Here is a 20,889-nt window from a genome sequence, read left to right as displayed (position 1 = left end):
ATGCTTAAACAAGAATGGAAGCTTTTCCTTACAAATCGAAAACTGGTCGGTGTGGCAATCGTTTTACTGTTCGTTCCGATTATTTATGGGGGGTTATTCCTTAGTTCTGCCTGGAATCCATACGGGAATACAGGCAAATTACCTGTTGCGGTCGTGAATAAGGATGTGAAGGCGGAATATGAGGGGAAAACCTTAACAGTCGGTAATGAGCTAATCGAGCGATTAAAGGACAATGATGATTTAGAATGGCATTTCGTAACGGAAAAAGCGGCGAAAAAAGGATTCGATGATGGTACATATTATATGGTCGTTACCATTCCGGAGGACTTTTCAAAAAATGCTTCAACTGTCATGGATGATAAGCCAAAAAAAATGAATCTGACGTATGACGTGAATCCTGGACGCAGTTTCGTTTCTGAAACGGTCGGAAAACAGGCAACGAATAATTTGAAAACGGAAATTGCCGAAAGTGTCACAAAAGAATATGCGGAAGCGATCTTCTCACAACTGGATGAAATCGGAGAAGGATTCGGCGATGCAGCAGATGGGGCATCAAAACTGGATGATGGTGCTGAAAAACTGCATGATGGAAACAAAGAAGTGACAGAAAATCTGAATAAATTAGCTTCCAGCACATTAACCTTTAAAGATGGAGCGAATAAACTTCAAGTTGGCGTTGGCGAGTTTTTGGAAGGAGCCAATAAGCTTGAAAGTGGCGCGTCGGAATTAAATAAGGGAATTTCACAATACACTTCCGGTGTCGGTGAGTTGCAAAAGGGTGCGGACGAACTCGCATCAGGCACAGGGGAATTAACTAATAATAGTGAAGCACTTATACAAGGTTCTTCCCAACTGTCCACTGGGCTGGCCAAAGTGGTTCCAGGAGCGCAAACTTTAAATACTGGATTGGCACAAGCGCAAACAGGCAGTGCGAATTTGAATGATGGGTTGAATCAATTATCACAAAATGCAAGCCAGCTGACAGACCAATCGACTGGAATTCCAAAATTGGCAGCAGGTCAGCAGAGTTTAAATGAGGGAATCAATAAACTGGCAGAAGGAGGCCAGGCGTTAAATGACGGCCTGAAAAAAATGGATGGCCAATTACCCGCAGAAGAACAGCTGAATCAGCTTAAGCAAGGACTGACAAGCATTCAAAGCGGTGTTAATCAATTGCAAGAAGCGGTTCCCGCAGGAAGCAGCGCGTCCGGTACCGTATCCCGCATTACCGAAGACCTCAATAACAGTCAAGCGGCGTTGACGGAACTTCAATCAACGATTGCAAATAATGGCCAGAGCACGATCAATGCCGTTCAAAACACGGAAGCCTTCAAAAGCATGACCAGTGAGCAACAATCCGAATTAATCGGAGCGGTTCAAAATGAACTTCAAAGCCAGGCGGAAGCACAAAAACAAATCGCAGCGACTCTTGCTGCAAGTGTATCCGACTTATCAACGCAATTAAAGGATAAAGTAATGCCTGTATTGAATGGATTGGGCCAGCTTCCGGAACAAGTGGCCAATTTAAATAATGCGGTGAATAAAGTCAATCCAAACGCCGTTTCTGCGTTAAGCGGATATACGGCAATAAGGAATGCGCTGGAAGAACAATTGATTCCTGGTGCGACCCAATTAAATGGCGGCATGAATGAAGCTGTTGAAGGAAGCAATCAATTAACGGCGGCAACACAAAGTTTAAATGAACGGACACCAGAATTAGTGAAGGGGATCAACCAGTTAGCTCAAGGCGGTTCCTCGTTAAATAATGGCCTTTCAAAACTAACTGAGGGATCTGGTCAATTGGTTGATGGAGTTTCACAACTGCAAGCAGGGTCATCCTCCTTTGGAAATGGTCTTGAGAAGTACGCATTTGGTGTTAGCCAAGTTGGCGAAGGGGCAAGCAAACTTGCTAATGGTGCCAATCAACTGGATGCCAACTCAGCGGCATTGAACGAGGGCTCATCAGCACTTGTTAAAGGCACTGAACAATTGGCAAGCAATCTGCCTACTTTGAGCAATGGAGTCATCCAGCTTGCTGATGGCGCAGGTAAGATCAATGAAGGTTCATCAGCACTTGCTGAAGGTTCCGGTAAATTGGGTGATGGAATCTCCTCACTTAAAGATGGAACGGTCGAGCTTTCGGAAAAACTCAGTGATGGTGCAGAAGAAATAAGTGAAAATAAAACAACCGATGATAATTACAGCATGATTGCTGAACCGACACAGGTTAAAGAACAAAAAAGCAGTGACGTGCCGAATTATGGTCATGCACTGGCTCCTTATGTATTGTCTCTTGGGTTATTTGTTGGAGCCATTGCCTTCAATATGGGGTTCCCGACAGGCTTGCCTTCTACTAGGCCTACATCAGGATTTGCATGGTGGTTCAGTAAATTTACGGTCCTATTCATCCAAGCGACGCTTTCTGCATTAGTGTTGGATGCGATCATGATTTGGGGAATGGATTTACAGGTCGAGAATATGGGGCAATTCATTGGGGTTTCCATACTGACTTCCCTTACCTTCATGTTCATCGTTACCTTCTTGACCGTAGGGTTTGGAAATCCAGGTCGTTTATTGGCGATGATATTCCTTGTACTACAGCTAGGTGCAAGCGGAGGGATGTTCCCTGTGGAACTGACCAATAACTTCTTCAGTCATGTTCACCCGTTCATACCGATGACATACTCTGTCATGGGCTTCCGTCAGGCGATGAGTACGAGCCTAGGAGCGGATGCATTGACAACTAGTATAGTGTTCCTTACTGGATGCATCATTGTCTTTAATCTGCTGCTATTGCTGACGATGGTCATCAAGAAGCGCAAAGTACACAATATTGAGATGGATGCATAAACAAATGAAGAAAACCCCCAGTGCAATGCGCCGGGGGTTTTCTTCATTATGATGGTTTATCCTTGTCCTTTTCTTTTTCGATGACTTTCAATCCATTTTCCCCTGAATTTTCAATCACATGTTTAAGGATGGATAATTTGTTATCCCAGAATTGATCGTAAAATGAAAGCCACTGTTTCAATTCTGCTAAAGGTTCTGGCTGAAGTCGAAAGCGTTTCTCTCTTCCTACCTTCCGGCCACTTACCAATTCAGCTTCAGAAAGGATATGAAGATGCTTGGCAATCGCCGTACGGCTCATGGAAAAGTGAGAAGTGATTTCTGAAATGGGTAAATCCCCTTCAGCAAGCAACTGCAGGACCTTTCGGCGGGTCGGGTCGGCGATAGCCTGAAATACATCATGTTTTTCTGTTGCAGACACTTAGCCCTCAACAACCTTTTTAAGTTTTTGGTTAACGATCTGTTCCCAGCCATGATTCATTCTATCGCGAATTACTGAGCTTTTTTCGTTCGGTTTCGGAAGAATCGTTTCAGGCTCTTTCCAACCGCCATGAATAAGGGTGAACTCCGTTTTGCCGTCCAGTTCTTTTAAAATGAATGAAATGAACCAACCGTCCGTATCCCAACTGAATGAAAGGCGATAAGGGGCATCTAACTCCATTACCTTACAAGGAGATGGACCGAAGGGTGATTGCATATGGAATTCATGTCCCACTTTTGGTTGAAAATCATTTGGCATGAACCATGAAGCTATGCCCTCTGCAGTTGAAACTGTATCCCAAACTTTTTGGATAGGTGCTTCAAGAATAATCGTCTTCTTGATATCCTGTAATGTATTTTCCATACTGATTCTCCTTTTTAAGTGAAAATATGAAACCAATTGGTTTTGCTTTGTCGATTATATAAAACCTTTTGGTTTCATGTCAATAATTTGTTTCAAGCGATCTCTTTTTATTCATTGAAGAATGTTTAATTTCCCAACTCTTCAATTTGTTTTGCCAATCCTGTTATATTATCGATTGATTTCATTATCTCTGAATCTTCCAATGCTTTAGGATCAATTTGGCCATTCTCAATATTATTCAGATATAATTCAATGCCATCTGAAAGCTGTTGATTTGAGCTGACGATCTTTTCATGGATGCCTTCAGCTATTTTTGGTGGTTCGGTTGCATTGAATTCTTCAATCTCCGTTTTCATCAATTCCAATTCTTTTTCAAGATTTGCTCTTGCTTCGTCATTCGTGACGGCGTCCTGTGACAATGCGGGCACCTCATTGGAAAAATCCTTAACGGTATTTACATATTCCGTCGCATTATCTGCATACTCCAATGATGAATTGACTTCTTCTAAAGCTGAGCATCCGCTTAATGTAAGGATGGACAGTAGGGCAATGGTCATTATTTTTTTCATATGTGCCTCCAATGTGATTTTATTATAGTAAGGATCAGATGGGCAGAAATCTCTTTTTATAAATCGCTGCAATGGAATTCAGTATGAAGCTGGGGATCTTCTTCGGAAAAAATGACTTCGAATAGAAAAGGTGAAATGCACTTTTCAAGTCGTGCCACTGATTGCAGGATTTCACTTGCTTAAACCTTGCAACGTCAATGATCTTCACCTTTTTTTCAGAAGTGATGAAGATGTTTCGTAAATGGATATCCGAAGGATTCAATCCTTCTTTCCTTGCCAATTGCAGGGCATGGTCTATCTCCGCAATGTTTTCTTCCGTTATCGGGATTCCCAATGTTAAACATTCAAAAAGAGTATTGCCTTCAATGTAATCTATAACCAGGTAATTTACCCCCGCATCATATAGGGTTGGATAGTATTCGATGGATTGGACGGTTTTGTATATTTCAGCTTCAACTTTTGCTGTGTGTGTATGATCCGGGAAAAACACTTTTAGTGCCTTATTGGTGGAATGTATTCGGAATACATATGCGCTTCGGCCTTTTCCGATCAGTGATAAAGATGGGTCGGCATCAAGCAATATATGCTTTTTATCATCGGAAATCTTAACGCTTTGAGCTAATTCATTATAGTTCTGCATACTTTTCACCTCTATTGTGCGATTTTTCGAATCAAAAAAGACGGTATAACCGATTAGTGGTTATACCGTCTTTTAAAAATTAAAAGACCTCACCAAATAATCGGCAAGGTCTTGCAAACAACTAAAATCAGTTGCCAATAAAGCCGAGGATTCAATCCTGTACTGACGACTTTATTGAATAGCTACTCCCCTTAACAGAAGGATTCTTATAAGTTATATACAGTAATTATATAGGTTATTGCATCGATCCGTCAAATATAAGATCGATGCTTACCCTATATATATATTCGATTTAGGCAGAAAGATGCTCGTCTCATCCTTATTTATTTGAGTGATTAGTAATTATATCAATATACTTTATATCCATCATTTTCCTGTCGCGTAAGTTTCATTGCGAATATTTCTATTAAATTACTTAAATGTCTAATAGTTTACTATTATGTTACAATCCAGTTTATCTCCCTGTAGATCTAAAGGAATATGATATATTTTAAACGAATAAGCATATTTACCTATATTATTATACTAATTTTAACCGATATTTAAATAAATGTTAAAAAAACAATTCTTTAGTAGGGAGAATGAGATGAAGAAATTAATTATACCAACTTTCTGTTTTGCAGTGTTGTCGACAGTTGCTTTCGAAGAAAAAATATCTGCAGCTCCACTACATGCGGAACAGGCCAATATTGAAGACGTCATGTTTGTACAGGTGAATTCCGGATCGCTCAATATGAGAAAAACCGGGGCGGAAGGTGCAAGCATAGTTGCAAAGCTGGCAAATGGCACACAGGTAACGGTGTATGCGGAATCGAAAGGCTGGGCGAAGATCAAAGCCAATGGGAAAGAAGGATATGTCAGTACCAAGTATTTATCGGCAAAAAAGCCGGGGACTTTATCGAAAACTGCAATAACCATTAAAACGACATCGAAGTATGTGAATGTGAGCACAGGTTCACTAAATATGCGAAAAAGCGGCAGTGATAGTGCCAGCATAGTCACGAAGCTGACAAGGGGCACACAGGTGACGGTGTATTCGGAATCCAAAGGCTGGGCGAAGATCAAAGCCAATGGAAAAGAAGGATATGTCAGTACCAAGTATCTATCGGCAACGAAGCCTGGAACGGTAACCAAAGCTGCGGCAACGGTTAAAACGACAACGAAATATGTGAATGTGAGCACAGGTTCACTAAATATGCGAAAAAGCGGCAGTGATAGTGCCGGCCTGGTCGCGAAGCTGACAAGAGGAACACAGGTAACGGTGTATTCGGAATCGAAAGACTGGGCGAAAATCAAAGCCAATGGAAAAGAAGGATATGTCAGTACCAAGTATCTATCGGCAACGAAGCCCGGAACGGTAACCAAAGCTGCGGCAACGGTTAAAACGACAACGAAATATGTGAATGTGAGCACGGGCTCACTTAATATGCGGAAAAGTGGAAAAGCTACCGCAAGCATAGTCGCAATACTTTCAAAAGGAACGAAAGTGACGGTATATTCGGAATCCAATGGCTGGGCGAAAATCAAAGCCAATGGAAAGGACGGATATGTCAGCACCAAGTATCTGTCTGCTACAAAGCCAGGATCGGGATCAACAGCAGTCACACCTGCTAAAACGACGACGAAATATGTGAATGTGAGCACGGGTTCACTCAATATGCGAAAAAGTGGGAAAGCTACCGCAAGCATAGTCGCAATACTTTCAAAAGGAACGAAAGTGACGGTATATTCGGAATCCAATGGCTGGGCGAAAATCAAAGCCAATGGAAAGGACGGATATGTCAGCACCAAGTATCTGTCTGCTGCAAAGCCAGGATCGGGATCAACGGCAGCCACACCTGCTAAAACGACGACGAAATATGTGAATGTGAGCACGGGTTCACTCAATATGCGAAAAAGTGGGAAAGCTACCGCAAGCATAGTCGCAATACTTTCAAAAGGAACGAAAGTGACGGTATATTCGGAATCCAATGGCTGGGCGAAAGTCAAAGCCAATGGAAAGGACGGATATGTCAATACCAAATATCTATCGACAACAAAACCAGGTACGACCGTAACAACTGAAAAAACGACGACGAAATATGTAAACGTAAGCTCTGGAACACTCAATATGAGAAAAAGCCGTTCGGAAAGTGCGAGCATAGTCGCAAAGCTCTCAAGAGGAACTGAAGTGACGGTGTATTCGGAATCAAAAGGTTGGGCAAAAATCAACGCAAATGGGAAGGATGGGTATGTCAGTACTAACTATCTTTCGACGACAAAGCCTGGAACGGAATCCAAACCATCCATACCTGAAAAAACGACAACGAAATATGTAAATGTCAGCACGGGTTCACTGAATATGCGGAATAAGCCATCAGAAAGTGCTTCCGTCATTGTGAAATTGGCAAGAGGTGTAGAGGTAGATGTCATCTCGGAATCAAATGGCTGGTCAAAAATTAAAGCGTATGGCGGAGAGGGCTATGTCAATACGCAATATCTATCAGCAACTAAGCCTGGTCCTTTACCGGGGTTGAATCCAGACGAAGAAGGAAACACGTCAGTTAAATATGTAAATGTGAATGATGGCTCCAGTCTGAATATGCGGTCTGCTGCATCAGCTACGGCTTCAATTATAGCCAAGCTTGTAAACAATACGGCCGTAACGGTTTATTCAGAGTCCAATGGCTGGTCAAGAGTCACGGCCAATGGAAAAACCGGGTATGTCAGTACGCAATATTTAACGGCCAAAGCACCGGAAGGTCCGGGTAGTTCGAATGGATCGATAATCAGGATTGATAAAGAGCATAACCTTACGATGGAAAAGATGGTTGAAATTCAAATGGCCGTAAATGGTCAAACGGATAAAAAGTATAAAACCTACATACGTGAAGATGGATTAACTTTGATCAGTTCATCCAAAGGTACGGTAAAAGGAACCGGATGGCGTGTCAGGGGCGGAGCTGGTTCTGATTATTGGGTAGTCGGTCCTGTCAGCAATAATCAATCATTGAATATTAAATCGAAAGTAAAGGGCTCTGATGGGTACTATTGGTATGAGGTGGACTATAACAAGACATGGGTAAATGCCAGTCCGGAAGATATAGAATATAATCTTAACCCAAATAACTTTGTGAATGATCCAGTCAATTCATTCCAATTCGTAAAGCTTTCCCAAATCACCAACATGAACGTTTCAGAAGTGAATAATCGAATCCTTTCAGGCAAAGGGATTTTACAAGGCCAAGCTGCAACCTTCACTGCGGCAGGTGAAAAATATGGGGTCAATGAAATCTACCTGATATCACATGCTTTGCTGGAGACCGGGAATGGCACATCACCGTTAGCGACTGGCGTAAAGGTGAACGGGAAAACGGTCTATAATATGTATGGAGTGGGAGCATTTGACGGAACCGCACTAAGCAGCGGCGCTCAATACGCCTATAATGCAGGCTGGTTCACTCCAGAAGCAGCCATCATCGGCGGTGCCGAATTCATCGCCAAAGGATATATCTCCGCTGGACAGGACACGCTTTACAAAATGAGATGGAATCCTACAGCTGCAGAGAAATATGGATATGCTTCACACCAGTATGCCACTGATATTGGCTGGGCAACAAAACAAGTGAAACAGATTTATAATTTGTATAGTTTACTAGATTCCTATAAATTGACGATTGAAGTTCCTAAGTATAAATAGAAAGCAGGAAAAAACACATGAGTCCGACTCATGTGTTTTTTTGCTAATTAGTTTTATCCTTTTCCAGAATACCCTTGACGACATCCTCGATCGTCACCACTCCCAATGCCTTTTCCAAGGCAAGTTCAGCAACTGAAAAGATAGGCTCTATTGTATCTTGTATATTTCTTCCAACAGTGCATGCTGGATTAGGATTTTCATGGATTCCAAATAATTCTTTATCGGAGACAACGTTGACAGCTTGATAAACATCGAGCAAAGTAATATCCGATAATTCCTTGGCCAATGTCGCTCCGGCGATACCCGGCCGAACATTCACTAAACCAGCATTCTTCAGCATGCCGGTGATTTTTCTGATTAAGGCTGGGTTGGTGTTTACACTTTTTGCTATAAAATCAGAAGTGTTAACGCCTTCTTTGTTTATTTCTAAAAGAGATAATATATGGATTCCTACGGAAAAGCGGGTACTGATGGACATCTCTTTTTTCTCTCCTTTAAAATCTCTATTCTTATATAGTATAAATTATTTAACATGTAATTCAAGTGGTTACAAGTTATAATGGCCTGCAAGAATAATATTTATCCATTAACCGTTTCCTTGTCAAGTCACGCCGTTTCTGCAAAGGCAAAAATAAAAGGTATGTGTAATTGACAAACCAGCATGGTGAAACTTATATTATAACGTGTAAATGAATCAGTTACAGGTGAAAGGTGCAGGAAGGGGGAACTTGAAATCTGCCGCTATGGCTGGATAATGAATATGACACAACTACAAGTGATGGAGGTATATGATGGCTAATAAAAAAAAGGGTAATCAAAAACAATCTTCTGCATTCACGTTTTGGATCATCGGGTTAATCGCTGTAATCATTATTGGCTTTATATTTTTGGCAAATGGGAAGGACGAAGATACTGCCGTTAATGAAATCGATTATAAAGCACAGCCTTATTTGGGAGAGAAATCGGCTCCTGTGCAAATTGTGGAATTTGGGGATTATAAATGTCCAGTCTGTAAGACATTCGAGGAGCAATTCTTTCCTTCTATACAAAGTGAATTGATTGATACAGGAAAAGCGCAATTTTATTTCATGAATTATTCGTTCATTAATGTCGATTCAACCAGATCCGCTAAATTCGCGGAAAGTGTTTATCAGGAATTAGGAAATGAGACCTTTTGGAAATTTCATGAACTTTTGTTCGATAAACAGCCAGCTGACCTGAAATATGAAAAGGAAGATGTGTTTACGGACAAGTTCTTAGAAGAAACATTGAAAGAAATTGCAAATGACAAAGATGTGAAAAAGGTCGTTACCTCTTTTAAAGCCGAAAAGTCCGAGGACCGATGGAACAAGGATATGGAGATGGCCGACGAATTGGGCGTTACTGGAACTCCTTCCTTATTTGTCAATGGCAAGAAATTTGAAGGAAATACAATCGATGATTTAGTGAAAATGGTTGATGATGCAGCGAAGGAGAAATAGTGATGAACAAGCCACTATTATTTTCTTGGATCCTATCCATCATCGCCACTGCCGGAAGTCTCTACTTTAGTGAGATTCTCCATTATGTACCCTGCACCTTTTGTTGGTATCAAAGGATTCTGATGTACCCGCTCGTTATCTTATTGGGCCGGGCCTTTTATGAACAGGACCTGAAAATCTATCGATACATCCTCCCATTATCGATTTTGGGCATGGTGGTGTCAGGGTATCACTATAGTCTGCAAAAAATTCCAGCACTACAGCATTTCGAAATGTGCCAAAGCGGTGTTCCCTGCTCAGGTGAGTATATAAATTGGCTAGGATTCATCACGATCCCGTTTTTGGCCTTTATCGCTTTTACGCTCATCACAATCTGCATGGCACTGCTAATGAAAAAGAAAAAAAACATGTAATTAAGCGCACCATTCTAAAAGGAATGGTGCTTTTTTATATATATCGACGAAAATCCGGTTATATCATCGAATATTGAATTATATCGGCTAAAAACTGGATATATCTCCGAAACTTGCAATATATCGATGAAAAGTAGGATATATCTCCGAAACTTGCAATATATCGATGAAAAGTAGGATATATCTCCGAAACTTGCAATATATCGACGAAAACTCCAATATATCTCCGAAACTCCCCAAAATAAAAATGTTGACAAGATGCAACCTGTAACTTATATTATTACATGTAATCAAATGAGTTACAATTAAAGTTTCTATAACAATATATAGGAGGAATTTAATATGAAAATCGCTATTATTGGTGCGAGCGGAAAAGCTGGAAGTCTGATTTTAAAGGAAGCATTGACTAGGGGACATGAAGTTACGGCTATTGTAAGGGATGAAGCCAAAGTCCAAATCCAAGGATCATCCGTACTGGAAAAAGACGTATTCGATCTGAAAGCAGAGGATCTTAAAGAATTCGATGTGGTTGTGAATGCCTTTGGCGCTGCTCCGGGGAAGGAACATCTGCATGTCGATGCAGGAAAAATCCTGATTGACGCAATGAAAGGGGCGCCTCAAACTAGACTGATCGTTGTTGGCGGAGCTGGAAGCCTTTTCGTTGACGAGGCAAAAACGATCCGTGTACTGGATACGCCTGAGTTCCCTAAAGAATACTTTGCAACAGCCTTTAATCAATCAAAGAACCTTGGAGATCTGCAAAATGCGACTGGCATCCAATGGACGTTCATCAGTCCTTCCGCCTTCTTTGATCCACAAGGAAATAGAACAGGTGGGTATAAACTGGGGAAAGATAACCTTCTTGTAAATTCAAAGGGTGAAAGCTATGTAAGTTATGCTGATTTTGCCCTTGCAGTACTTGATGAAATTGAAATTCCAAAGCACATCAACCAACGCTTTACCGTTGTTGCCGAAGCTGAATAATTAAGTGGACGTCGCCCCTTATGGTGACGTCCATTTTTTTCTACTATGTATAACAAATTTTTGCCAAAAAATATTGACTGATGTCCATTTTTTGCAGATAATATAGCGATAAAGTCCTATAGAGGCTTTTTTTTATTAATTTTTATTGTTAGATTTTAGTAGAAACATTTAGAATTCCCAACAAAGAAAGAAGGACTATTAGAAGATGAATTGGAAATGTTCTTACGACTCATGGGTGAACTTCGAAGCCCTTGATAATGAAATGAAATCATTACTTAACGAGATGCAAGATGATGAAAAGAATATAGAAGATGCGTTTTATAAGAACTTGGAATTCGGCACAGGCGGTATGCGCGGGGAAATTGGGGCAGGTACGAATCGGATGAATCTATATACAGTCCGTAAAGCAACATTGGGATTAGCCCATTATCTGCAATCGATGGGTGATGAAGCAAAACGCAGAGGTGTCGCGATTGCCTACGATTCACGTTTTAAATCGCCTGAATTTGCCTTGGAAGCAGCCAAAACCTTGGCTACAGAAGGAATCAAGGCTTATCTATTCGATGAGTTGAGGCCAACGCCGGAGTTATCCTTTGCCGTTCGTGAACTGAATGCCTATGCTGGGATCGTTATTACAGCAAGTCATAATCCCCCTGAATATAATGGCTATAAAGTGTACGGGCCAGATGGTGCACAGCTTCCTCCGGCAACGGCTGATGTAGTGATAGAATTCGTGAATGCGATTGAAAACGAACTTACCATTTCGGTAAAAGATGAAGAGACATTGAAAGCGCAAGGCCTCATTGAGATTGTCGGAGAGGAAATCGATACCGCTTATAATGATAAATTGCTTACTGTGCCCGAAAACAAAGATTTAAGTGAAGAAGTGGATGTGACAGTTGTATTCACACCGCTTCATGGCACGGCAAATAAGTCTGTCAGACGTGCTTTACAAGATCTGGGATACGACAAGGTACACGTTGTAAAAGAGCAGGAATTGCCTGATCCCAATTTTTCGACAGTTCAATCCCCGAACCCGGAAGAGCATGCAGCTTTTGAAATGGCCATTGAATTAGGAAATGAAGTATCTGCAGACCTTTTGATCGCAACAGATCCGGATGCCGATCGACTCGGTATCGCCGTTAAAAATAAAGATGGCGAATATGTGGTGCTTACAGGTAATCAAACAGGTGCACTAATATTGGATTATCTTTTAAAAGAAAAGAAAGCGAAAGGCACTTTACCTTCCAATGGAGTTGTCTTAAAAACGATAGTAACTTCTGAAATTGGGCGCAGAATCGCTAAGGAATATGGTTTAGGGACCGTTGATGTATTAACGGGTTTTAAATTCATCGCTGAAAAGATCAATGAATATGAGGATAGCGGCAAGCACACGTTCTTATTCGGATATGAAGAAAGTTATGGCTATTTAATCAAGGATTTTGCCCGTGATAAAGATGCGATCCAAGCGGCCATTCTTGCGGTGGAGGTTTGTGCCCACTATAAAAAACAGGGCATGGATCTATATGAAGGATTGCTTACCATTTTTGAAAAGTACGGGTATTATCTGGAGGGACTTCAGTCATTGACCTTAAAGGGGATTGAAGGCGCCGGGCAGATTCAAGGGATACTGAATCAGTTCCGTGAGGCTCCTCCAAAGCAAATTGCCGGAAAAGCTGTAACGATCCAGGAGGATTATCAAAGCGGTGTGAAGCTGACGGTGGGCACAAATAAGGAAGAAGTCATTGATTTACCTAAATCAAATGTAATTAAGTACTTCCTTGAGGATGGCACATGGGTATGCTTGCGGCCATCTGGTACAGAACCTAAAATCAAATTCTATTTTGGGATCCAAAGTGAAACGATGGAAGAAGCCAAGTTGAAATTGAAGCAGGTCATGAATGCTTTCATGGAAAATATTCATGGTATGATCAATAGTGCTAAATAAATAATCCTAAGCCCTTGGACCTATCAGTCATATAATTAAGAAAAATAAGGCCTTTTCCTGAAATATCAGGGAAAGGCCTTATTTTTTTCAAGAAAAAACGGGCTATTGCATTACTTGGAATTTTAATTTATGGATGAGTTTACAAAAGAAGGAATTTTTTTGTTAAGATATTTACAAAAAACGAGTCTATGTTACTATGAAAAGGATGATTCAGAAAAAAATGGGGTTTTTTGTAGATTTATCTTAATATGAAGGAGTTACAAAGAATGAAAAAAGTTAAAAAGGCCATTATACCTGCAGCGGGACTAGGCACTAGATTCTTGCCCGCAACGAAGGCTATGCCTAAAGAAATGCTGCCAATAGTCGATAAACCAACTATACAATATATTATAGAAGAAGCCGTGAAAGCGGGAATCGAAGATATAATCATTGTCACTGGAAAGAATAAACGAGCAATAGAAGATCATTTTGATAATGCTTACGAACTAGAGAATAACTTGAGTGAAAAAGGGAAATTCGATTTATTGGAGAAGGTGCGATACCCATCCAATTTAGCTAATATCCATTACATTAGGCAAAAAGAACCGAGAGGCCTCGGACATGCTGTATGGTGTGCACGTAACTTTATTGGTGATGAGCCATTTGCCGTCCTTTTAGGCGATGATATCGTTGAAAGCGATGTTCCTTCACTACGCCAATTAATCAACGAATATGATGCGACAGGTTCGTCCATCATTGGGGTGCAGCCGGTAAATGAGAGCGAAACGCATAGATATGGCATCATTGACCCGCTTACGCAAGAAGGCAGAAGATACGAAGTGAACCGTTTCGTCGAAAAACCAAAACAAGGAACGGCACCATCCAATCTAGCCATCATGGGAAGATACATACTGACTCCGGAAATATTCGATTTCCTGGCCAAGCAGGAAACAGGGGCCGGCGGTGAAATCCAGTTAACGGATGCCATCCAAAAACTGAATGAAATCCAAAAAGTCTTCGCTTACGATTTTGAAGGAAAACGCTATGATGTCGGTGTTGTCGATGGCTTTGTGAAAACGACAATTGAATTTGCCCTGCAACGACCCGATTTAAGAGACGACATCATAAAAGTAATGGAAAATATCCTCGAAATGCATAAGGCAGTGGACAAATAAACTCTTACTGCCATTCATAATCTTTTAATTTAATGTAGTAATCATCTTTAGAAAATCTCCAACTATTGATCATTCATAGTTGTTATTTTTGGTTATTGAAAGGCAAACATGATTTTGAATGGTGAATATAAATCCATAAAAGGGGATGCCTATTTAGTGAATAAGAAGGTAATAAAAAGAAAAGTCGATTTCCTTAAACAACCTATCGGTAATTTCCTATTAAAGGAAAATCATAAGCGCGTAAATAGATATGCAAAGTATTATGAGAAATTAAGCGTGCAAAAAAACACGATTCTATATGAGAGCCGTGATGGAAACAGTATGACTGACAGTCCGTACGCGATGTTTAAATTTATGCTGGAAAATCAGGACTATCAAGATTTTATGCACATATGGTCCATCCAGGATTTCAGTGTCCTCTCAGGTGTAATGGCGAAGTATAAGGATATGCCGAATGTTCAATTCGTTCAGCGTAATTCAAAGGAATATTTAAAATGGTTGGCAACAAGTGAGTATTTAATCAATAACTCCACATTCCAGTCTTTCTTCATCCCTAAAAGCGATCAAATTTACATCAATACCTGGCATGGAACGCCCCTTAAGAATATGGGCTTTGATATACCGGGTAATCCTTCGGTCTCTCAAAACGTTGTCAGGAACTTTTTGAGTGCAGATTTCATTTTGAGCCCTAATGCCCATACTACCAACATATTTACACATAGCTATAAGTTAAATGGATTGTATAAAGGTGAAATTATAGAAGAAGGATATCCGAGGATCGATTTGACGCTGAATACGAATCCGGGTGAGTATAAGGATTATCTAAGGACTCTAGGTTTGAAAATCAGTGATGCTAAAGAAAATATTTTATATGCCCCGACTTGGAAGGGGACGAACCTTGCCAAAGTGGATAACGATCTTCTTCAAATCATTGCGGATATTAACTATTTACAAAGTCAAATCGGTGAACAATATAACCTATTTATTAAGGTGCATCCATTTCTATATAAAGAAGCGGCCAAGCATTCGGAAATCAAGGATGTGCTAATACCTGACTATGTGGATACAAATGAATTGCTTGCTGCAGTTGATTTGCTTATCACGGATTATTCCAGCATATTCTTTGATTACCTTGTTACCGATAAGCCAATTCTATTTTACACATGGGACACGGACGTTTATGCAGAGCAAAGGGGACAATATCTCCAAAATGACGAACTTCCGGGACCGCTGCTTTTTAACTCAAAAGAACTGGCACTAGCCATTAAAGATATTAAAAATGTGGAATTGAGATATTCCGATAAATATAGAAAAATGCAGGGGAAATTCACGAACCATGAGGATGGAAAAGTAACAGAAAGAATAGTCAATAATATTTTCAATAAGTCTACGAAACAACTAAATACTATTACCGGGCTGGATTCCGCAAAGGAAAAAATATTGATTTATCCGGGCGGATTGAGGGATAACGGAATTACATCCTCATTCCTTAACTTAATGAATAATATTGATTATGATAAATATGATGTCAGCTGTTTTACTGCCACCCCTCACTCGTACGAGGTTTTGAAAAATATGGGCAAGGTCAATAAGAATGTGCGTTTTCTATTCAAACCTGGCTTGCCTGTGTATAAATTTTTGGAAGTCTACAAAGACAAATTCATCCATAACAGAGGGGAAAGAGGTTTCTTAGGGAAGAAGCTTTACCCGGAAAATGCTTATATTAGGGAGCATGCACGTTTATTCGGTAAAACAAAGTTTGATTTTGTTATCGATTTTAGCGGTTATAGTCATTATTGGGCTAAATATCTGCTGGCGGCAGATGCAAAAAAGAAAGTTTGTTATATGCATAATGATTTGCTTTCTGATAGTGAGCGCATCATTAATGGAAAGAGACCTCACCGTATCAATCTAAGAGGGATTTTTTCGGTATACAATCGATTTGATAAGCTAGTAAGTGTTTCTAAGGGAACGATGGAATTAAACCGAAAGAATCTATTGGAGTATGCAGACTTCGATAAATTTGATTATGTAATGAATTCTATCAACCCGGATAAAATCCTTCAAATCGAGTCAAATGAATCTGAAGCTATCGAGCATGATGAAAAGGCAATGATCACAGAAAACTTCAAAGCAAGGGCGATATTAACCGATGTCAAGAATAATCAAGTTTGGAATATCCTTCCTGTAATCCCGAATTCAATCCAATTTCGACTGGAAGAACGATTTGAAGGTGCTGAAATCGTCATTTCGAGAAAAGCCCATGCTGATCAAAAGACATTTTACAAATTCAGTCATGACAATCAAATAATAGGCTGGATTAGTGAAGAAGCTGTGGAGCTGTTGCCAGACAGCATCATTTATGAAAAAGAAGTGGATAAAATTGCAAGGTTAGTAAGACCTCGATCGAACTATATTTGGTCCTTGCCGTATAAAGTCGAAGGAACGTACAAAGTTTCCGGCAGTCATGATTTTAAAGGAATCATTGTAAAAGTCGATAGGGAAGCAAAAACCCAGCATTCGATTTATAGCAGAATATCTGTAAAAAACAAGATAATAGGCTGGATAGATAATTCAGCTTTATCCATGCTTGAACATTGTACAATCAATGAAGATATGAGCTTTAATGACAAGCTGCAAATCATGATGAAAAGAAAGTATATAATATCCAGAAACTATAAAAACAATAAAAAGTTCATTGATAAGATTGAGAATAGAACGCTGAAGGAAATAAACACCGGTAATCAGAAGTACGGTAAAATAACTAACCCGGAAGACCATACAATCTGGACGAAGGCTTATCCGAACTACAAGGCTAAAAGAGTGAGCAAGGCAATCGATTTTGAAGGGCAAATCGTCAGAATCGTAAAGTATAACAGAACCAACAAAGGCGGCTATTACCTTTTCGAAATCGATAATAAGAGAATAGGCTGGTTAAATACGGGGGCATTCGAAATCATAGAAGAGCCAATCCTGTTAAAAGAACGGGAAGTGCGCGGCACTGCCGAAATTAACTTAGGCGATTACCATATTTGGGATAAGCCTTATGGGCTGCAAGATGCCATGGTCTTGGAAAATGGACCAACCTTTAATGGCCGGATCGTGGAATTCGATAAAGAAGCAGTTACTCAACTTGGTACTTATGCCCATATATTATTGGACGGGATATCTATTGGTTGGATCGATAAACAGGCGTTAATCGTACAAGAGGTGCATGGATTGGAAGTGAATGATCAATTCGTTCCATATCCTGATAAAAATGATTTTAACTTTGTCAATATGGGAAGATTATCCCCAGAAAAAGGGCAAGATAATTTGATTCGTGCATTCGCAGGCTTTCATGAAAAACACAAAAATAGTAAACTATATATTTTAGGACAAGGACCTTTAAAGGAAGATTTGCAGGCAATCATTGATGAGCTGGGCTTAAATCATTCCATTCATCTTTTAGGCCAGCTTGAAAATCCATTTTCGTTCATGGAAAAATGTGACTGCTTCGTTCTTTCCTCACATTATGAAGGGCAGCCTATGGTATTATTGGAAGCAATGACTTTAGGAATGAAAATCATGGCTACTGATATAGTGGCTAACCGAACCGTTTTGGAAAACGGTAAATATGGTTTACTTGTCGAAAATAGCATAGATGGACTGGAAAAGGGCTTATCTACTATGGTAAATAATGATAATCCTGAACTAGCGAAGTTTGATTACACCCAATATAATGGATTGGCCATGGAAACCTTCAATAAATGCTTATAAAATGATGGGTTCTTTATAATTAGTAGAGCCTCACATATATAGGTTGCGAGGTTTGGCAATGATTCATTTAAGCTTACAGTAAAAGGAGAAATTCTATATGATTTTGGTCGTTGGCGGTGCAGGATATATTGGAAGTCATCTTGTAAAAGAGTTAGTGAATACTGAAGAGGTAGTCATTCTGGATAATCTCTCAACCGGTTTTCGTTCGCTGGTTGATTCGAAGGCCATCTTGGTGGAAGGGAATTTAGGGGACGAGGAAGTTTTGAATGAAATATTCCTTAAGTATCCCATTAAAGCTGTTATGCACTTTGCCGCTAATAGCTTGGTTGGGGAGTCTGTTCAAGATCCTTATAAATACTATGATAATAATGTAGGTGCAACTCTTACATTATTGAATACCATGCTCAAGCATGATGTTAAGAATTTCATTTTCTCATCAACGGCAGCTACGTACGGGATACCAAATGTTGATATGATAGATGAAGATCAGCCAACCAATCCGATTAATCCATATGGCCGCTCGAAATTGATGGTAGAGCAGATCTTAGGGGACTTTGCAAACGCATATGGACTTCATTATGTCGTCTTGCGTTACTTTAATGCGGCTGGAGCACATGCGTCGGCAGAAATCGGTGAAAGTCATGATCCGGAAACACACCTGATTCCTATTATTTTACAGCATTTATTAGGTCAACGTGAGAAGATTTCCGTGTTTGGAACGGACTATGACACAGAAGATGGCACTTGCATTCGTGACTATATCCATGTAACGGATTTAGCTCAAGCTCATATAATTGCCCTTCAAGCCCTATTATCCGGGAAGAAGGATACGGGCACCTACAATCTTGGGAATGGAAAAGGATTTTCGGTTAAGGATGTAATCGACACTTGTGAAAAGGTCACAGGAGTAAAACCGACCATAGAGTATGCAGACCGTCGCCCTGGAGATCCAGCCCGTCTGGTTGCTTCGGCAAATAAGATATATGAAGAGCTTGGATGGAAAGCATCGATAGATTTGGAAGAAATTATTGAAAGTGCGTGGAAATGGCATAAATCTCAAATGAATTAATGGTCCCTTGGGACGCGAAAATCGTTTCAGACTGCAGGCAAACTCGAAGAAAAGCGAGTTTGCCTGCAGTTTTTTTATGTAAAGAATGTTGCAGCTAATTTCAGAAATCCGCGCCCTTTCTGCCGACTGTCTGCGGAAGCCTTGTTTTAAAATCCTGGTACGCACTTTATTCGACCTACCGAGCCCTGTAATCGACCGTTCCCGCCAGTCATTCGACCTACGGCGCCCTGTAATCGACCTTTTCCGCCAGTTATTCGACCTACGGCGCCCTGTAATCGACCGTTCCCGCAGTTATTCGACCTACGGCGCCCTGTAATCGACCGTTCCCGCCAGTCATTCGACCTACCGCACCCTGTAATCGACCGTTCCCGCCAGTCATTCGACCGTCCGCGCACTTTATTCAACCTACACCACACTTAATTCCGTCCACGAATTTTTTCATTCTAAGCCTGAAGTGCTTTTTGGATTGATTTTTTCATGGCTTCTACAAAATTCTGACGTGTTTCATTCGTTAATTCCAGCAGGGACAGATAGGGGTTTAAATCCTCCAGTTCTACTAATAAAAGTTCACCTTGCTCATTCCGGCAGGCATCAACGCGTTGGATTCCCCAATCAAGATTGTTCCATTGTATAAATCGTTTAGCAAAGGCCAGGTCTGCTTCAGTAGGTGCATATTCTTTTAATTCCCACCTTTTCTCTTTATCAGGGGCATAAAGGGCATACTGAAATTCCTTATCGATAAAATAAAAAGAGACTTCATACTCAAAGTTGATAAATGGCTGTACCAATGTGTTCTTTGATTCTGCATCCATTTTATCTCCCAATTCTTCTTTCGTGGCAAATTCCAAACCAATGGAATCCGCGCCATCTTTCGGCTTCACTATATACGTTTCCACATTGGGAAGTTTATTTAAAGATTCAAGTGAATCGATGGTCGGAATGACAGGGAATTGGGCATTCGTCAGTTCAATTAAGTATTCCTTCCCGTTCATATCAGCCTTTCCAACAAATGAATTGTACGTTTTCAAATAACCAGCAGCCACTCTAGTACGGAATGCTAGATACTTATCTTTAAAATTGGCTACTGGACCGGCATTTCGAAAGACGATCAAGTCAAAATCCTTTTCAAACGTTTCAATGTCTTCAGGATGGCAAAGTACTAACTGAAAATCTTCTCTAAGCTTCGAGGTAAGGTACAAATCCTCCTCATAATAATTTCTTCCTTTTGCTTCATAGTATAAATCCGTTACGAATAATAGTTTCTGCATGAATCCTGCACCTGCTTTCCCGTTATTTTCATTGATTAGGTTAAAAACAAAAAATCCCGTCTCTTTAAGAGACGAGATTTGAACTCGCGGCACCACTCTTGTTTAATAACAAACGCACATTAATGCGTTGTCCCATTTAACGGGGGAAACCGGTAAAGCTTACTGAAGCTTCGGCTTTACTTCTCGGGGATGATCTTCGGTCAGATTCTGGACACTGGCTTTCAGCAAAGCACC

At 40.4% G+C, this 20,889-nt stretch carries 15 protein-coding genes and 1 other annotated feature (1 of these 16 running past the window's edge); of the genes, 9 read left to right on the top strand and 6 right to left on the bottom strand.

Features of this window, described 5'->3' with window-relative positions:
* A complete protein-coding gene (locus LQ188_RS18875; protein WP_230177960.1) occupies positions 1 to 2,850 on the top strand; it encodes a YhgE/Pip domain-containing protein in 2,850 nt (949 codons plus the stop codon).
* Between the two features lie 46 nt (positions 2,851 to 2,896).
* On the opposite strand, the gene LQ188_RS18870 is transcribed toward LQ188_RS18875, so the two are convergent.
* The 4 genes from LQ188_RS18870 to LQ188_RS18855 all read right to left on the bottom strand — a co-directional run bounded on the left by LQ188_RS18870 (position 2,897) and on the right by LQ188_RS18855 (position 4,900).
* Positions 2,897 to 3,268, bottom strand: a complete 372-nt coding sequence (locus LQ188_RS18870) for a metalloregulator ArsR/SmtB family transcription factor (RefSeq protein ID WP_101224810.1) — start codon at positions 3,266 to 3,268, stop codon at positions 2,897 to 2,899.
* The gene (locus tag LQ188_RS18865; protein ID WP_101225029.1) at positions 3,269 to 3,697 is read right to left on the bottom strand and encodes an SRPBCC domain-containing protein; all 429 of its coding nucleotides are present in this window, start codon (positions 3,695 to 3,697) and stop codon (positions 3,269 to 3,271) included.
* A gap of 119 nt (positions 3,698 to 3,816) precedes the next feature.
* Entirely contained in the window at positions 3,817 to 4,260 is a 444-nt protein-coding gene (locus LQ188_RS18860; RefSeq protein WP_101224809.1) for a DUF6376 family protein, read from the bottom strand.
* A gap of 34 nt (positions 4,261 to 4,294) precedes the next feature.
* Complete coding sequence (locus LQ188_RS18855) at positions 4,295 to 4,900, bottom strand: protein kinase family protein (RefSeq protein ID WP_230177790.1); 606 nt, start codon at positions 4,898 to 4,900, stop codon at positions 4,295 to 4,297.
* Positions 4,901 to 5,486: 586 nt separating this feature from the next.
* Here LQ188_RS18855 and LQ188_RS18850 point away from each other — a divergent pair.
* Positions 5,487 to 8,579: an SH3 domain-containing protein gene (locus tag LQ188_RS18850; protein WP_230177789.1), complete on the top strand. Its 3,093-nt coding sequence runs from the start codon at positions 5,487 to 5,489 to the stop codon at positions 8,577 to 8,579.
* Positions 8,580 to 8,622: 43 nt separating this feature from the next.
* Here the strand turns inward: LQ188_RS18850 and LQ188_RS18845 are convergent, their stop codons facing one another.
* Complete coding sequence (locus LQ188_RS18845) at positions 8,623 to 9,057, bottom strand: Rrf2 family transcriptional regulator (protein ID WP_101224806.1); 435 nt, start codon at positions 9,055 to 9,057, stop codon at positions 8,623 to 8,625.
* A gap of 313 nt (positions 9,058 to 9,370) precedes the next feature.
* On the opposite strand from LQ188_RS18845, the gene LQ188_RS18840 reads away from it, so the two are divergent.
* From LQ188_RS18840 to galE, 7 genes are all read left to right on the top strand, one after another.
* A complete protein-coding gene (locus LQ188_RS18840; protein WP_230177788.1) occupies positions 9,371 to 10,060 on the top strand; it encodes a thioredoxin domain-containing protein in 690 nt (229 codons plus the stop codon).
* Between the two features lie 2 nt (positions 10,061 to 10,062).
* A complete protein-coding gene (locus LQ188_RS18835) occupies positions 10,063 to 10,473 on the top strand; it encodes a disulfide oxidoreductase (protein WP_230177787.1) in 411 nt (136 codons plus the stop codon).
* Between the two features lie 342 nt (positions 10,474 to 10,815).
* The gene (locus LQ188_RS18830; RefSeq protein ID WP_101224803.1) at positions 10,816 to 11,457 is read left to right on the top strand and encodes an NAD(P)-dependent oxidoreductase; all 642 of its coding nucleotides are present in this window, start codon (positions 10,816 to 10,818) and stop codon (positions 11,455 to 11,457) included.
* Between the two features lie 205 nt (positions 11,458 to 11,662).
* Complete coding sequence (locus tag LQ188_RS18825; protein WP_230177786.1) at positions 11,663 to 13,405, top strand: phospho-sugar mutase; 1,743 nt, start codon at positions 11,663 to 11,665, stop codon at positions 13,403 to 13,405.
* Positions 13,406 to 13,671: 266 nt separating this feature from the next.
* Positions 13,672 to 14,559 (top strand): UTP--glucose-1-phosphate uridylyltransferase GalU, encoded by an 888-nt coding sequence (gene galU / locus LQ188_RS18820; RefSeq protein WP_101224801.1) that lies wholly within the window; start codon positions 13,672 to 13,674, stop codon positions 14,557 to 14,559.
* A gap of 156 nt (positions 14,560 to 14,715) precedes the next feature.
* Complete coding sequence (locus LQ188_RS18815; protein ID WP_101225028.1) at positions 14,716 to 18,318, top strand: CDP-glycerol glycerophosphotransferase family protein; 3,603 nt, start codon at positions 14,716 to 14,718, stop codon at positions 18,316 to 18,318.
* A gap of 97 nt (positions 18,319 to 18,415) precedes the next feature.
* On the top strand, positions 18,416 to 19,387 hold the full coding sequence (gene galE / locus LQ188_RS18810; RefSeq protein ID WP_101224800.1) for a UDP-glucose 4-epimerase GalE: 972 nt from the start codon (positions 18,416 to 18,418) through the stop codon (positions 19,385 to 19,387).
* A 443-nt stretch (positions 19,388 to 19,830) separates the two neighbouring features.
* Here the strand turns inward: galE and LQ188_RS18805 are convergent, their stop codons facing one another.
* Positions 19,831 to 20,655 (bottom strand): hypothetical protein, encoded by an 825-nt coding sequence (locus LQ188_RS18805; protein ID WP_101224799.1) that lies wholly within the window; start codon positions 20,653 to 20,655, stop codon positions 19,831 to 19,833.
* A 64-nt stretch (positions 20,656 to 20,719) separates the two neighbouring features.
* Positions 20,720 to 20,889, bottom strand: a binding site (T-box leader); it runs 52 nt beyond the window's last position.

Source organism: Peribacillus sp. Bi134 (assembly GCF_918698065.1).
GTDB lineage: Bacteria > Bacillota > Bacilli > Bacillales > DSM-1321 > Peribacillus.
The sequence above is the reverse complement of the archived record's forward strand: the minus strand, read 5'-3'. Positions and strand labels throughout refer to the sequence as shown.

Bases quoted from the DNA above. Each gene is read 5' to 3' on its own strand.
- LQ188_RS18875 (WP_230177960.1), top strand. From the start codon at position 1: ATGCTTAAACAAGAATGGAAGCTTTTCCTTACAAATCGAAAACTGGTC.
- LQ188_RS18860 (WP_101224809.1), bottom strand. From the start codon at position 4,260: ATGAAAAAAATAATGACCATTGCCCTACTGTCCATCCTTACATTAAGC.
- LQ188_RS18855 (WP_230177790.1), bottom strand. From the start codon at position 4,900: ATGCAGAACTATAATGAATTAGCTCAAAGCGTTAAGATTTCCGATGAT.
- LQ188_RS18850 (WP_230177789.1), top strand. From the start codon at position 5,487: ATGAAGAAATTAATTATACCAACTTTCTGTTTTGCAGTGTTGTCGACA.
- LQ188_RS18845 (WP_101224806.1), bottom strand. From the start codon at position 9,057: ATGTCCATCAGTACCCGCTTTTCCGTAGGAATCCATATATTATCTCTT.
- LQ188_RS18840 (WP_230177788.1), top strand. From the start codon at position 9,371: ATGGCTAATAAAAAAAAGGGTAATCAAAAACAATCTTCTGCATTCACG.
- LQ188_RS18835 (WP_230177787.1), top strand. From the start codon at position 10,063: ATGAACAAGCCACTATTATTTTCTTGGATCCTATCCATCATCGCCACT.
- LQ188_RS18830 (WP_101224803.1), top strand. From the start codon at position 10,816: ATGAAAATCGCTATTATTGGTGCGAGCGGAAAAGCTGGAAGTCTGATT.
- LQ188_RS18825 (WP_230177786.1), top strand. From the start codon at position 11,663: ATGAATTGGAAATGTTCTTACGACTCATGGGTGAACTTCGAAGCCCTT.
- galU (WP_101224801.1), top strand. From the start codon at position 13,672: ATGAAAAAAGTTAAAAAGGCCATTATACCTGCAGCGGGACTAGGCACT.
- galE (WP_101224800.1), top strand. From the start codon at position 18,416: ATGATTTTGGTCGTTGGCGGTGCAGGATATATTGGAAGTCATCTTGTA.
- LQ188_RS18805 (WP_101224799.1), bottom strand. From the start codon at position 20,655: ATGCAGAAACTATTATTCGTAACGGATTTATACTATGAAGCAAAAGGA.